A 15,232-nucleotide genomic window follows, 5' to 3' on the forward strand; every position below is an offset into this window, starting at 1 on the left:
CAAATGCCAAAACTGCCTGAATGTCCGCAATGCGGGTCAGAATACACATACGAAGACGGGGCTTTGCTGATTTGCCCCGAATGCGCCCATGAATGGAGTGCAGAAGCTGAGGCTGAAGCAGCGCCGCAGGAGTCAGCGGTGAAAGACGCTTACGGCAATGAGCTTCAGGAAGGTGACAGCGTAACTGTTATCAAAGACCTTAAAATCAAAGGTTCATCCTCTGTGGTTAAAGTCGGGACAAAAGTGAAGAATATCCGTCTTGTTGACGGCGATCATAACATCGACTGCAAAATAGACGGCATCGGAGCAATGAAGCTGAAATCCGAATTCGTTAAAAAAGGATAAACCTACATGTTTCCGGCAGGAATTAAAACTGCCGGAAGCCTTCTTTCAACGGAAATGAGCGGTCGTTTACATTTCTTAAAACTTACGTTTCTCAAATTTTGTTCGATCTTCCTTGACACCTATATTACCAAAGCCAATTATTAATAATATAAACATTGTTATTCGGACTTTGCAGTCCTTTTTCTGAAAAGCTTGAAGCGCGTTTCAACATAATTACGGAGGAACAGCATGAAGGCTCTTATTTACAACGGTCCTGGTAAAAAAGCACTGGAAGACCGCCCTGTGCCCGATATTCAGTCGGCAGGAGATGCGGTGGTCAGAATCACCAAAACAACTATTTGCGGAACAGATCTGCATATTCTCAAAGGCGATGTCCCTACATGCACCCCCGGACGTGTTTTGGGTCATGAAGGTGTGGGAATTGTGGAGAAAGTAGGCAGCGGTGTTGCATCGTTCAAAAAAGGCGACCGTGTGCTTATTTCCTGCATTTCAGCTTGCGGAAGATGCGAATTCTGCCGTAAAGGCATGTTCTCCCACTGCACCACAGGAGGGTGGATTCTCGGTAATACAATTGACGGCACTCAGGCGGAGTATGTGCGGACTCCCCATGCGGAAACCAGCCTGTATCATATTCCGGATGGTGTGGACGAAGAGGCTCTGGTGATGCTCAGCGATATCCTTCCCACAGGGTTTGAGTGCGGTGTTCTTAACGGGCGTGTGGCTCCGGGAAGCACCGTTGCCATAGTCGGTGCTGGTCCCATCGGACTTGCGGCTCTGCTTACTGCAAAGTTCTACTCGCCCTCGCAGATCATTGTTATAGACCTTGATGACAACCGTTTGGCAGTTGCCAAACATTTCGGAGCAACACACACCATAAACAGCGGTGACGGCAAGGCGATTGAAAAACTCATGGAAATAACTGGCGGCAAAGGGGTTGACACTGCCATAGAGGCGGTTGGTATTCCCGCTACATTTGTTTTGTGCCAGAAGATAGTAGGTGCGGGCGGAACAATCGCCAACATCGGTGTGCACGGCGTTAAGGCTGATCTTCACCTTGAGGATCTCTGGTCACACAATATCACAATCACCACCAGACTGGTGGACACCGTCAGCACGCCTATGCTGCTTAAAACCGTTCAGGCGGAGAAGATTGATCCCAAGCTTCTCATCACCCACAGGTTTAAGCTTTCGGATATTATGAAGGCTTACGAGGTCTTCAGCAAAGCTTCAGACACCAAAGCCCTGAAGGTGATTATCGAAGCGGATTAGGAAAATACTGCGGCGGGGAGACAAAGCCCCGCCTTTTGTTATTTATCCAGAGTTTTCATGCCTTCTGCGCCGTATCTGTCACCGGCTATTTGTTTCCAGTCTATGATTTTTTCAAGGCGTTCAACCTGTTCTTTACTAAGGCGGAAGTCTGCCGCATTTATGTTGTCTTCCAGATATTTCAGCCTTTTTGTGCCGGGAATGGGGATTATATCGTCCCCTTTTGCAAGGGTCCATGCTATGGCAAGCTGTGCGGGTGTGCAGCCTGTTTCCGCCGCCATCTTTTTATAATCTGCAAGCATCATTGAGTTTTTCTGCATGTTTTCACCCATAAAGCGGGGGTTGTATCTGCGGAAATCATCCGGCGCAAGGGATTCTGCCGATTCGATATTTCCTGAAAGAAATCCTCTGCCGAGGGGGCTGTAGGCAACTATGCCTATGCCCAGTTCTCTGCATGTTTCAAGGAGTCCGTTCTCTTCAATGTCCCTTGTCCAGAGTGAATATTCGATTTGCAGAGCAGTAATGGGGTGAACTGCGTGGGCTCTTCTGAGGTTCTGTGCGCTGACTTCGGATAAGCCTATGTGGCGCACCTTGCCTGCTTTAACCAGTTCCGCCATCGCACCGACTGTCTCCTCAATGGGTGTGTCAGGGTCTTTTCTGTGCATGTAGTAAAGATCTATAACCTCAATGCCGAGGCGGTTCAGGCTGTCTTCGCAGGCTTGCTTCACATACTCCGGTCTGCCGTTCACCCCTCTTTTTTCTGGGTCGTCAGAGCGTACAACGCCGAACTTGGTCGCCAGAACAATTTTGTCCCGTATTCCCTGTATGGCTTTGCCCACAAGCTTTTCATTATGTCCCCGTCCGTACATATCCGCCGTGTCGAGCATGGTTACGCCTTTTTCAACTGCGGTGCGGATAACCTTGATGGATTCCGCCTCGTCCCCCTGACCGTAAAACTCGCTCATGCCCATGCAGCCGAGACCTATTTCAGCGGCTTTCAGCCCTGTTTTACCTAATATGCGTTCATTCATGAAAAGCCTCCTTGATAAAGTAAACTATACGGTGTAGTTTATACCGTATAACTGATATGTCAAGATGATCTTTATCTTTTAAAATCTTCCCGCTATACTTTTCCCTGACAGGAGCAGAAAGGAATGATTCAGGAAAAGCTTATGAGTCCCCGTGCAGAGAAGAAGCGTTTGTCCGCCCTGGAAGCGGCTGCGGTTCTGTTTCTGGAAAAGGGTTACGGAAGTGTCAGCATGGACGAGATCGCCGCAGGTGCAGGTATCTCAAAGCGGACGCTGTATAATTATTTTCCGGCGAAGGATATTCTTTTCGGTGAGGTTGTGGGGCATATATGGAGCGGAATGAATATGCCGAAACTGCCGCCGGCAGAAGGAAACGACATCCGCAGGGTTCTGCATGACTTTTCATCCCACCTGCTTTCTGTTCTACGTTCCGAGAGGTTTGTAAGCCTTCTCCGCCTTGTTATGGGCGAATCGGGCAGGTTTCCCGAACTCACGGAGCTTTATTCAAAAAACGGTATCACACCAATTCTGACAGGTCTGGCGCTATATTTCAACGAATGTAACGAACTCGGCATGCTCAAGGCAGATCGTCCGGATATTGTTTCTCAGCAGTATTTGGGTATGGTTAAAGAAAGCCTTTTCTGGCCAGTGCTTCTGGGTGCTTTTCCGATGCCGTCAAAAGAGCATGATGAGGCTGTCATCGGGCGTGCGGCGGAAATAATCCTTGAAATATACTCTGTTTGATGATAACTCGCAGAAGTCTGTTATAGCACCCTTTTGTTTATTTTAATTTCCCAATCGTAGCTGTATCTGCCTTTTTAGGTCGGTACGGATTTTTTAATTTTTTTTAAATAACGGCAGAATCTTATGAGAGAAAAGTCACTTTATCTGAAGATTGCGGATAACCTCCGTGAGCTTATTCTGAATGGTGATTTGAGACCGGATACAAAGCTGTCTCAGCGTATAATCGCCAAACAGTATAACGTAAGTAAAAAAACAGCATACGATGCCTTGGCTGTTCTGGAAGCTGAAGGTCTTGTTGCGTCCTCTCCCCGTTCCGGCACAATTGTTTCCAATAATCCGTGGCTTTTGCTGAAAGACGGTGATACTCCCGACTGGAAAAACTATCTCGAAAAAGGGCAGCAAACCCCAAGTAAAGATAAAATATTCGGTTTAATGACAGACCTCTCCAGCAACAGAAAGATACACGTTTCCGGCCCCCGTGTGGGTGCTGATTTCGGTTATGCCTCTGTAATAAGCAAGGCTATGCCTCATGTTATGAAAAGGCTTGAAAAAACCAATGACCTTAATCAGATCAACATAAAAGGTCTTGATTCTCTTCGGGAAACGCTGAGTGTCAGACTTGAGAAATACGGCATTAATGTTACTGCTGAAGAGATTCTGATCACCACTGGTATGTCGGAATCACTTGCTATAATAACCCGTGCATTTTTATGCACAGGCATGACTTTTATCCATGATACCCCTTCTCTGCTGAATTCCATGCAGCTTATCCACTCATCGGGAGTAAACATAGTCCGTGTTCCTCTGGACAGTTACGGAATGATGATCGAACCACTGACTAAGGCGCTGAAAAACTCTTTTCTGCCTATTGTTTATATCAACCCCGCTAACCAGTACCCCACGGGAATTTCATATTCAAAGACACGCAGGGACAAGATAATGTCCATGTGTACCTATGCAAAAGTTCCCGTGCTGGAGAACGATATGCTTCGGGAATTCTGGCTAGACAAGCCGCATCCTATGCCTATGAAGGCTTTTGATAAAGGCGGGCTTGTGATCTATATCGGCTGTACCATAGGGGTTAATATAGGGTTTAAGCTTTCGTGGATAGTTGCGTCCCGTAATATAATCCGCAGGCTTGTGGATGTGAAAACACAGTATGATATAAACACGAATACATTTCTTCAGATAACCGCCGATGAGCTGTTTAAAAACGGTTATTATGACGAATTTATCGAAAATTCCCGTCCTTTGTTTATGGAAACCCTTGAGCGTGCCTATGCAGTCATAGAAAAATATCTGGGAGCGCTTATCCAGCCGTTACAGAAAAGATACAGCTACTACATCTGGGTAACTTTCGTTGAGAATATTGATACAATAAAGATTTATGAGGAATGCAGGGACATAATGTTTCTGCCCGGCTACTTTTTCGACAACACAGATCTGCACGGTCTTCACCTCGCACCTTTTGCTGATACTATTGAAAACTTTGAGGAAGCAGTGAAGGTAATCGCCTCATCTGCCGCGAAGTTTATGAAATCCTAATAATTCATTAGTCTGCAAACTGACTCCTTTTTTTCATTCTAACTGACCTTTAAAACGTTGTGATAAAAACCTAACGTTATTGTGGCAACTTTAAAGGAGGTTTGATTATGGACAAACTCACAAGGCGTACGTTTTTAAAAGGCAGTATCGCAGCGGCAACCGTTGGCATGCTGTCTGACAATGTACTGGCACAGATGTATTCTGCTTCCTCTCCTGAAGCAGACCGTCTCGGCAAAACTTTTCGCACTGTCTGTACAGTAAACTGTACATCACGGTGCAACCTGAACTGCCATGTTCAGGGCGGCAAAATTCTTAGTGTTACCCCGACTCCTCTCCCCGGCAGACCGGACTATTCAAATGCCTGTCTCAGGGGTATGTCTCTTCCTCTCAAAACAGTATCAGAAGACAGAGTAAAATACCCGATGCTCCGTGTAGGTGAAAGAGGCGAGGGCAGATTCAAACGTATTTCGTGGACAGAAGCGTTTGATCTTATTACAGAAAAAATTAAAGAAAGTCAGGCAAGATACGGCAAGAAATCTGTTGGTTTCTTTGTTATGACCGGTAATCTTGCAAAATTCGCATGGGACTCCCCTTTCCGTTTCGCAAGAACCATAGAAGGTACTTCGTTCAGTCCTGAAGCTATCATGAGTGACCACGGCGCAAGTATGGGAATGGATCTTGTTTACGGTCAGAAACGCGGCTCTCACGACTCCAGAGACTATATGAAATCGAAAACGCTCATAGTATGGGGGCGTAATGTTGCCGATACTCATACCAGTGAAATGCGTTTTTACCTCAATGCCAGAAAGAACGGGACAAAGATTATTGTTATTGACCCCCGTTTCAGCTCAACCGCAGCGGTTGCGGATCAGTGGATTCCTATTAAACCCGGTGCAGATACAGCTCTTGCCATTGGTATGATGAACTATATTATCGGTAAGAATCTGCATGACAAGGAATGGCTTCTCAAAAACAGCTGCTCACCCCTGCTTATCAAAGACAGCGACGGACAATACCTCCGCATTGGAGATGAGTTCTGCGTTATTGATGAGAAAGGCAAAGTTGTTCCTGCTGGTACTCAGGGGGTTACTGCCCGTCTTGAGGGAAAAGCGGAATATAATGGTGAAAAATGCACCACATCCTTTTCACTGCTTGAGGCAGACCTGAAGCAATACACCCTGAAATGGACAGCGGAAGCAACCGGCATAAGTGAAGATGTAATTAAGGATCTTATAAAAGATTATCTGAAAAAACCTTCCGCTATACGTATGGGGCAGGGGATGCAGCGTGTTTATAATGCACATTCACCTTTCCGTACAGTGGCAACCCTTGCTGCTGTGTGCGGTTATATAGGCGTAAGCGGCGGCGGAGCTTCTCACGCAGGCGGAACTTCCGGTGTAAACCCCATTCCCGGTGTAAATGTTCCTGTTTTCAACAGTGCGCCATGGAGTGACACAGGCGGAAGCAAAGCAAGCGAAATGCCCGGTATTAAGCTTTATGACATGGTCGAGAAAGCAGATCCCTATAAAATTGACTTCCTCTGGATAGCCTCCAGCAGCTTTCTGAACCAGAGCCCTGATTCAAACCGAGTGATTAATGAGGTGTTCCCGAAACTCTCATTCATCGTGCATTCAGACCCCTACTGGACATCCACTGCCCAGTATGCTGACCTTGTTCTTCCTGCAACAAACATGTTTGAAAACTGGGATATCTTCGATAAAACTCCATGGTTTATGCTTCAGCAGCCGATGCTCAGACCGGCAGGAGAGAGCAAATCAGATATACAGATATTCTCCGGAGTTGCAGAAAGACTTGGTAAAGGTGAGTTCTGGAACAGAACAGATGAAGAGTGGCTCAGGGTTTATCTTGAAGGGTCAAAACATCCTGCAATGGAAGGCTTTAGCTGGAATAAGTTTGTTGAGGAAGGAATCTTTGCCAGAAAAGACGGCAGGTTCGATATCGTAAATGCCTTCACAGATCAGAAGTACAAAACTAAAACGGGCAGATTTGAGTTCTACTCAGAACGTCTTAAACCTGTGGGACATCAGCTTCCTGTTTACACACCGCTTCTGGAAGACCCTAAGGGTCCCCTGGGCAAAAAATATCCGCTTATGTTTATTCAGTACCACGACCGTACCAATGTTCATACTCAGCACATTGGAATACCCGCAATACACGGGGTTTTTAAGGAACCGTGGGTTGAAATAAGCTCGAAAGACGCAAACAAAAGAGGCATTAAAGACGGCGATAATGTGAAGGTCTTTAACGATAGAGGCTACTGCGTTGTTAAAGCCCTTGTCAGCGAAGGAATTATGCCCGGAGTCATTGCGATACCGCAGGGGTGGACACCTGAATATTTTGTGGAGGGGCATCATCAGAACCTTACACATCTCACAATTAACCCTGTGGAAATGCTGGTAAGTGAATCGAACTTTGCCGCATACGACAACCTTGTTGAAGTAGTGAAGGCGTAGGGAGGAAATTATGAAACATTACGGTGTTGTAATAGATACAGACAGATGTATCGGATGCCAGACTTGTATAGTCGGCTGTCATGTTGACCATGAACTGCCCGACGGTATTTACTGGGGAAAACTGGAAACAGTGGACAGCCCCATTGTTTACAAGCCCACAGGGAAGTATCCGAATGTAAAAATGCGTTCCCGCACATTGATGTGTAATCACTGTGAAAAACCGGAATGCGTTAAGAACTGTCCCACTAACTCAATGAGAAAAAGAGCAGACGGCATAGTATTCGTGAATTTTGAAACCTGTATCGGCTGCGGAATATGCAGGGATACTTGCCCTTATGATGTTCCTGTTCTGGATGAGGAACTTGGACAGTCAAATAAATGCAACCTTTGCTTTGACAGGGTAGACAGGGGAGATGTTCCCTTCTGTGTTCAGTCTTGCCCCACTCAGGCAAGGATATTTGGCGACCTGAACGACAAAAACAGTGAAGCGGCAAAACTTGTTGCTTCCGGCAAAACCTACCGGCTCAAACCGGAGGCGGGTACAGGTCCGTCACTTTACTATTTGGGTAAATAACCATTTGTACAGGGTGTCTTCGGACACCCTTCCGGTAGTGAAGATGAGATTTTTTATTTTAGCACTCATATACCTATCCGGTCTTGCTGCGCCTGTGAATCAGTTTAAGGTTCCGCCTATGATGCAGAGGCTGATAAGCGAACTGGACATAAGTCTGGCGGCTTCCGGATGGCTGATGTCGGCTTTTGCGCTTTCAGGGTTTATATGTGCCCTGCCTTCAGGAGCGCTTTTGCAGAAAACCGGAGTAAAGACACTGGGAACGGTTGCTCTTGGCTGTTTACTTGCCGGATCACTCCTCGGCTGTACGGCAGGTTCGCTTCTGCTTCTCATTATAAGCCGTGTCGTTGAAGGAGCCGGAATGTGTCTGTTTTCTGTTGTGGCTCCGTCGGCTTTGTCCGCATGGTTTCCTCCTTCTGAAAGGGGGATACCTATGGGGGTATGGTCAACGTGGGTTCCTGCAGGAAATGTAGTAATCTTTGCTGCTGTACCATTCATTGCCGGAACCGGTTGGGAAAACGCATGGATATTTTCTTCTGTCTACACTGCTGTGATGCTCTGCCTGTTTATTCTTTTTTTCAAAATGCCTCCACATGAGAGCAGGCTGAATGAAAAGAAAAAAACGTTTTCAGCAGGCGGATTTAATCTGAAGGCTGCGGGGTTTCTGGGGTTTATATTCATGGCATTCAATATCCTGACCATTGCGGTGAAGTCATATATGCCGGCATTCCTTGAGAGCATCCATGGATTTTCTCTTTCCGGCGCATCGTGCATCATGACCATTATGATGATTTCATCAATGGTTACGGCACCTGTAGCGGGAGTGATCTCGGACAGAATACGCTCACGCAGAAAGCTTGTGCTGGGAGCATGGGTTTTGGCTGGTTTGGCAGTATTGATTATGTTCAATGCTCCGCCTGTGCTGCTTATTGTGTCCTTGGCTTTGCTTGGCATTGCAGGCGGCATGATGCCTGTTGGAATCTTTACAGCGGCGACAGAGCTTGGCAGAAAAGCCGAAGAATCCGGAGCTTACATGTCAGTTGTTGTTTTCGGACAATATGCGGGGATGTTTTTCGGACCGGTGTTCTTCAGCGCAGCAGCCGGGTTTGCCGGATGGGCAGCAGCGTCTTTTGCCCTTGCCGCACTGACAGCAGCGATATTCATCGTTTCACTTAGACTAAAAATATGAATACGCCTTGAAATACAAAAAAGGCGGAGTTGTACAAAACTTTTAAAATTTCGGAGGTTAGTATGTTACGCAAATTTTATTTGGTTTCTTTTATGGTAATGTGTATAGCTGCCGGCGCTGCCGCTGCAGATAATCTCAAAGATGCTTTTACTCAGGGAAGCGTAAAGGGAAATGTAAGAACCCTGCACTTCACCAGAGATTTTGATACCGCAAACACAAGAAGAGACTTTGCTGTAGGCGGTACTTTGTATTACAGAACCGCCGAGCTTTACGGTGTCTCTTTAGGCGTGGCTCTCAGCACGACTCATGATATAGACAGCGATGATGATGACAGCGTGTACAGCGTTCTCGGAGCGGATGAAAACGGTAATCACAAGAATGTGACCCGTGAGCAGGAGTATTTTATTCAGGGTAACTGGTTTAATACTGTTATAAAATACGGAGCGCAGGAGATAAATACTCCATATTTGAATACTGATGATGTACGTATGATGCCGCGCACTTATAAGGGTTTGTCTGTTGTAAACAACAGCTTTGAGTCTCTCACTCTTTCTGCTTATTACCTTACGGATTCAATGGGCTGGAACGATGAGGAATTTGTATCTATTTCTCAGGCTGTGGCAAACGAACCCGGCGGAGCAAGCTTTATCGAAGATAAGGATATGCTGATTCTGGGTGCTAACTACAAGCTTCCTTTTGAAGCAGTGAAAGGAAATATCGAAGGCTGGTACTACACTATCAATGACATATTCAATATTACTTATCTGAAAGCATCTTTGAACAAGGATTTTGGTGCTGTTAACCTTTACTTTGTTCCGTCTGTGCTTTTCCAGAAATCTCAGGGTGATGAACTCAACGGGGAGCTGGATACTCACCAGATAGGCTTCAGAGCGGGCATAAAATACGCCGGATTTGATGTTATGGGAACATACTCAAACAGCGGTGATGACGGTATGATAACCCCTTGGGGATTTGATAAAATTATCGCCCAGCAGGTTATGACATCAGCAACCAGAGGCGATGAAGATGCGTGGGGGCTTAAGGCAGGTTATGATTTTTCAAAGATAGGTCTGAAAGGTCTTAGCGCTTATGTTTGGTATGCGTCTTATGATGTTGATGAAACTGCCACAGTGAAAGATATCGAAGAAACTGACTTCAATATTCAGTATGCGTTCTCAGGTGCGCTGGAAGGACTTGGAGTCAGATATAGGTATGCGGATATGCATGTCAGCGGCGGTGAGAGCCTCTCTGATACCCGTATCTATCTTACTTATCAGTTTGCTTTTTCCGGCAGGTAGGTTTAGCCATCTAATTAAAAGGAAGTCCCCTCGGGGGCTTCCTTGTCAATGTTCTATGTTCTGAATCTGTTTACAGAGTCGTTCATTTCCTCTGCCAGCCTGCTTAAGTCGTGGAGACTTTCTGAAACTGAACCCGTGTCTGAACTGCTGTTTTCAACATCAGCGGAAATTTTATGTATGCTTTCAGTGACAGACTGCACAGCGCTGTTCTGCTCATTCACAGTGGATTCTATATTGGTGTTTGCTGTGTGGATATCTTCAACTGCCGAAACGATTTCCACAAAAAGTCCGTTGGCTTTTTCAATAACTTTTTCGCCTTCGCCCACAGTTCTTTCAGCGTGCTGCATCTGTTTTGCCGCACTGCCGGATTCTGTCTGGAGTAGGGAGATAATACTGCCGATCTCTGTGGTGGCGGACTGAGTGCGTTCGGCGAGCTTGCGGACCTCGTCTGCAACCACGGCAAAACCTCTTCCCGCTTCGCCGGCCCTTGCTGCTTCGATTGCGGCATTCAGTGCAAGCAGGTTTGTCTGGTCAGCTATATCGCTTATGACATTAAGAATATCTCCGATCTGAGAAGATGATTCACCGAGCCCGGTTATGATTTTGGCGAGGTCGTTGACATCGCCTCTGATCTGCTGGATGCTTGATACCACTTCCTTAAGGGCACTCATTCCGTCACGGGTTATGTCTGCTGCGGAGTCCGCCTTTGTGAGAGCTTCCTTTACATTTTCAAGCACAATGCCCGATGTAACAGACATTTCCTCCATTGCAGAAGCAATTTCGCCAATTCTGCCGGACTGCCTCACAAGTGATTCCGAGAGTCCGGCGGCTATGCCTGTTATCTCGCTTGAGCCGGAGTTGAGCTCTCCCGACTTATCTTTAACATCAGTGACAATGGTTTGCACCATGCCGACAAATGTATTTATATATCCGGTAAGTATCATTATTTCATTATCCGATCCGTTTGTGCTTCCGCCAATGTCAATTCTCTTTGTGAGGTCGGCGTCGCCGAATACAAGTTCCTGTATGCGGGCAGTGACAAGTTTAAGAGGCTTAAGCACTATACTGTTGATGAAAAACAGCATAATCAGCACAAATCCGGCGGTTATGGCGCAGCCGATAACTGTGAGTGTTATCCGCAGGCTGCGGGCATCTTTCAGAGCTTCGGCATCGTCCATCTCCACAAGAATTGCCCAGTTCAGCCCCGGAATATTCAGCGGAGAGAATGAGCTTAACACTTTTTTACCTGCGTAGTTTGTGCTTATGTGCGAACCTGATTCTCCTTTCAGCGCCATACGGGCAGAGTCACTTTCTGCGCTGACAAAGCCGATAACTGTGCCTAGTTTCTTAACCAGAGGATCATTGTTTGAGTCCATAAAGCGGTTATTGCTCCTCATTGTGAAGTCGGAACCCACTATATAGCTGTCGCCGGTTTCTCCGAGCCCTGCTTCTTTGTATTTGCCGCCGAAGCTCATGACGTTGTCTATTTTTGTGATGGGCATCTGGAAGATGAGAACTCCGAGGAGTACACCGTTCCGGTAAACAGGGGATGATATGAAGGAGGCGGGGTGATTATAGCTTGGTTCGTAGGGCTTGAAGTCATTGATGTACATCTCGCCTTCTTTCAGTTTAATTCCCTTCTGAAAGGCATCACCCAGCCCGGTGTCTGCATATGGACCATTGAAAAGGTTTGTGGCGTAGTCTTTCTTCTTGAAAACACTGTAAACCAGATCACCGTCGGGGTTTATGAGGAAAATGTCATAGAGCGAGAATTCCTTGAGCATGAGATTGAATTCAGGGTGAAATCTGTCATGAACATCTGTATAAGCGCAGTAGAAACCAAGGGGTCTGATCATGTTATTTTTTTCGCCGATCTCTTCGGGATTGTTAACTATATATAGGTACTGCGCCGCACGGGCGTTGGTGTTTTCGGGAATATAGTCCGTAACCGCTCTTCTGCGGGGGCTTCCGGGGACGTCATAATTTACCAGATCAAGGTACTGTTTTGCATAATGCTCTTCTGTATCCTCCTGAATAAATTCATACAGAATGCCTGTCTCCTCTTCAATTGTGTAAAAGGTACGGTTGAAGTCTTCAAAAGCTTCCTTCATCTGAGTCCCTGCCGCTGTTGAAGTTATTAGGGAAGCAAGCTGGGAGAAATAGTCCTCCACATGGTTTTTCTTGGCTTCCTTAACGGAGTCCATCTGGGCGAGTTTCATTTCTGCTGCTGACTGGAAACTTTTGCTTACTGTAACAAAAGTGATGATGAAGCTGAGAAGAACGAGGCAGAAAAAAACAGCCCCGATCAGTTTGAGCCTGATTGATGTATTTTTGAACATTGTCCCCTCTCAAGTCAAATTGACCCTGAATGTTACAAAAAAATAATAATTATCCATGAGATATTCCATGGATAATAGCATAATAGATAATAAATGGAAGAGTTAATCGACTGAAACTTAGGTCTGCGCTCCGAAAAGAGCGCAGACTGTTCTATTTCTTATTCTGTTTTAAATCCGGAGGTCATCTGCATGAGGTCATTTGCCTGCTTCTGAAGGTGTGCCACTGTTTCGCTTACTGTCTGCACGGCAAAAACGCTCTGCTCAACCCCTGTGGTTACGCTGTCCAGCCTGTGGCTTATGTTCACCAGTGCATTTGTTTGCGATGTTACTGATTCTGCCATGATGTCATTTACTGTTTTTATCTGATCCATTGAGTTCACTATGCCGTCGAAGCTTTCCTTTGCCTCTGCAATAATGCTTACGCCTTTTTCAACAGTTACAGCGGCATTCTGCATTGTTCCGGTTACTGTTTTTGTTTCGTTTTGCAGAGAGCCGATGATTCCGCCTATTTCATGCGTGGCGGTTTGTGTCTTTTCCGCCAGTTTGCGAACTTCGTCAGCTACCACGGCAAAGCCTCTGCCCGCTTCACCTGCCCTTGCTGCTTCTATTGCGGCGTTAAGGGCAAGTAAGTTTGTCTGATCTGCTATATCGTTTATTACGCCTATAATGTTTCCGATTTCCTGTGATGATTCTGAGAGATTACCCACAGTTCCGCCAAGCTCTGTCACCCTCTGTTTGATATCATTTATAATCCGCATGGATTCATCAAGCTTCTTAGCGCCGTCTCTGGTTCTGCTCACTGTGCTGTCTGTCTGCTCGGCAACTTTCTCCAGGTTCTGCTCAACCTGATCCGTGTTCTCCCTCACAGTGATAATCTCCCCGTTTATCTCTTTAAGCTCTGTTGTCTGCTGGGTGAATGTGCTTGAGAACTCCTCTGTTGTGGAGGCAAGCTCATTGTTTATGCTTGAAAGCTCTATGGTGCTTGATTTTACCTGATAAATGATATTCCGCAGGTTTTCTATGAAGGCATTCATGAATTTTGCCAGCATGCCCAGTTCATCTTCTCTTTTAAGGGTAATTTTCTTGGTTAGGTCCTTTTCGTCTGTCATCATTTCCTTCAGGAAAATTATATCTTTTGAGAGGATCCCTGTTATCACCACCACAACTAAACAGAGGAGAACAAGGGCTGTAACGTGAATCCATGCGAGGTTGCCCATAACCGCTCTCTGATGTGCAAGGAACTCATACTCCTTTGAGCCTGCGGCTATTACCCAGCCTGTTGAGTCAAAGGTGCGGTAGCTGTACATCATCCGTTCACCGTTTTTAGTGTAGACCATATCCCCGTTTTTTGTTTCCAGCATGGTTTTGATGTACTCGCTGCCGTCATCGTCCTTTTCATCTATCCCTTTCTGTCCTTCCGATGTTTTGTGGAGTATGTATGTTCCATCTGAATTAAGGATGAATGGTGAACCTGTTTCGCCTATTCTGACACTGGCAAAAGCTTTTCTGAGATCATTCAGGAGAACTTTCTCCGATATGCCCACATACAGGACACCAATGAACTGCCCGTTTGCCGTTATGGGTTCATACACAGTCCAGTACCATGCGTTTACAACAAAAGCACGCCCCTTGTATGTTTTTCCGGCGGAAACTGTGCGGTAAACTTCAGAGTCTTTTGGTATGTAAGTGTTTACAGCTCTTTCACCATCAGTCCTATGAACGTTTGTTGTTACCCTTAGCAGCCCCTTATCAAACGCCTGAAAAACAGTCGCTGTGAGACCCTCTATATCTGCTTCCTCAACAATGCCGTCAACCATATCAAAATTTGCGTAAACTTTTTTGCCGTCGTAGCGCATTACAGGCAGCTGGACACTTTCTCTGCTGCCGGTTGTCTGGTTAACTGCATCTACAGAAAGCGCTGAGTCCTCATCAAGGGTAAACGCTCCTCCGTTGTAGAGAACAGTTTTAAACTCACTGAAATTGGACTGAACTACCTTTAGAGACTGATCATAAAAAAGCGATATCGTTTCATTTAACAATACCGCAGTGGAAGAAAGCTGGCTTTTTGTTTCTGCAAGCATCTCTTTTTTCACTCCGCCTGATGTCATTGTGGCAAGTATGAAAAAAATGAGGAGAAGCGGACCGCCGAAAAAGAGTGAATATTTTACCCGAATACTTTTGATTTTCATTTTATCACCGAAACAGAAAAATTATAAAAAAGCTATCGTAGCCCAGAACAAATAAAGGGAAAAAACAGTCGGATACAATCTTGTGTGGGTATCCTATTAATAACCTTTTTATATAGTGTGTATAAGGCTATAAAATGTGCGTCAAATGTGACAAGTCAACGTTTTTATTTAAAAATAAGAAAAAAAAATAATCAGACATAATAGGTATTTAAACCAAAGCCCCGTGTTGGCGGGGCTTTGTTGA

The 15,232-nt window shown here is 45.8% G+C and carries 11 protein-coding genes; 8 read left to right on the plus strand and 3 right to left on the minus strand.

Annotation, left to right across the window (positions count from 1 at the left end; all coding sequences use genetic code 11):
• Positions 1 to 3 precede the first annotated feature (3 nt).
• Positions 4 to 345, plus strand: coding sequence for a zinc ribbon domain-containing protein YjdM (locus ACYRYY_RS09440; RefSeq protein WP_460215347.1), 342 nt, complete (start codon positions 4 to 6; stop codon positions 343 to 345).
• 228 nt (positions 346 to 573) lie between these two features.
• Positions 574 to 1,614 (plus strand): zinc-dependent alcohol dehydrogenase family protein, encoded by a 1,041-nt coding sequence (locus tag ACYRYY_RS09445; protein WP_460215348.1) that lies wholly within the window; start codon positions 574 to 576, stop codon positions 1,612 to 1,614.
• 38 nt (positions 1,615 to 1,652) lie between these two features.
• Here ACYRYY_RS09445 and ACYRYY_RS09450 read toward each other — a convergent pair whose 3' ends face one another.
• Positions 1,653 to 2,642 (minus strand): aldo/keto reductase, encoded by a 990-nt coding sequence (locus tag ACYRYY_RS09450; RefSeq protein WP_460215349.1) that lies wholly within the window; start codon positions 2,640 to 2,642, stop codon positions 1,653 to 1,655.
• A gap of 123 nt (positions 2,643 to 2,765) precedes the next feature.
• Here ACYRYY_RS09450 and ACYRYY_RS09455 point away from each other — a divergent pair, with 123 nt between their 5' ends.
• The 6 genes from ACYRYY_RS09455 (at position 2,766) to ACYRYY_RS09480 (ending at position 10,460) form a co-directional block, all read left to right on the plus strand.
• A complete protein-coding gene (locus ACYRYY_RS09455; RefSeq protein ID WP_460215350.1) occupies positions 2,766 to 3,383 on the plus strand; it encodes a TetR/AcrR family transcriptional regulator in 618 nt (205 codons plus the stop codon).
• Between the two features lie 123 nt (positions 3,384 to 3,506).
• Positions 3,507 to 4,928, plus strand: coding sequence for an aminotransferase-like domain-containing protein (locus ACYRYY_RS09460; protein WP_460215351.1), 1,422 nt, complete (start codon positions 3,507 to 3,509; stop codon positions 4,926 to 4,928).
• Positions 4,929 to 5,035: 107 nt separating this feature from the next.
• Positions 5,036 to 7,402 carry a molybdopterin-dependent oxidoreductase gene (locus ACYRYY_RS09465; protein WP_460215352.1) on the plus strand — a complete coding sequence of 789 codons (2,367 nt, stop codon included), beginning with the start codon at positions 5,036 to 5,038 and terminating at the stop codon, positions 7,400 to 7,402.
• A gap of 10 nt (positions 7,403 to 7,412) precedes the next feature.
• The gene (locus tag ACYRYY_RS09470; RefSeq protein WP_460215353.1) at positions 7,413 to 7,976 is read left to right on the plus strand and encodes a 4Fe-4S dicluster domain-containing protein; all 564 of its coding nucleotides are present in this window, start codon (positions 7,413 to 7,415) and stop codon (positions 7,974 to 7,976) included.
• 43 nt (positions 7,977 to 8,019) lie between these two features.
• Positions 8,020 to 9,162 (plus strand): MFS transporter, encoded by a 1,143-nt coding sequence (locus ACYRYY_RS09475; protein ID WP_460215354.1) that lies wholly within the window; start codon positions 8,020 to 8,022, stop codon positions 9,160 to 9,162.
• Between the two features lie 62 nt (positions 9,163 to 9,224).
• Positions 9,225 to 10,460: an OprD family outer membrane porin gene (locus tag ACYRYY_RS09480; RefSeq protein WP_460215355.1), complete on the plus strand. Its 1,236-nt coding sequence runs from the start codon at positions 9,225 to 9,227 to the stop codon at positions 10,458 to 10,460.
• 53 nt (positions 10,461 to 10,513) lie between these two features.
• Here the strand turns inward: ACYRYY_RS09480 and ACYRYY_RS09485 are convergent, their stop codons facing one another.
• Together ACYRYY_RS09485 and ACYRYY_RS09490 are read right to left on the minus strand one after the other, a co-directional pair.
• On the minus strand, positions 10,514 to 12,799 hold the full coding sequence (locus ACYRYY_RS09485; protein WP_460215356.1) for a methyl-accepting chemotaxis protein: 2,286 nt from the start codon (positions 12,797 to 12,799) through the stop codon (positions 10,514 to 10,516).
• A gap of 158 nt (positions 12,800 to 12,957) precedes the next feature.
• Positions 12,958 to 14,988, minus strand: coding sequence for a methyl-accepting chemotaxis protein (locus ACYRYY_RS09490; RefSeq protein WP_460215357.1), 2,031 nt, complete (start codon positions 14,986 to 14,988; stop codon positions 12,958 to 12,960).
• Positions 14,989 to 15,232: the final 244 nt, after the last annotated feature.

Source organism: Geovibrio sp. ADMFC3 (genome assembly GCF_054687035.1).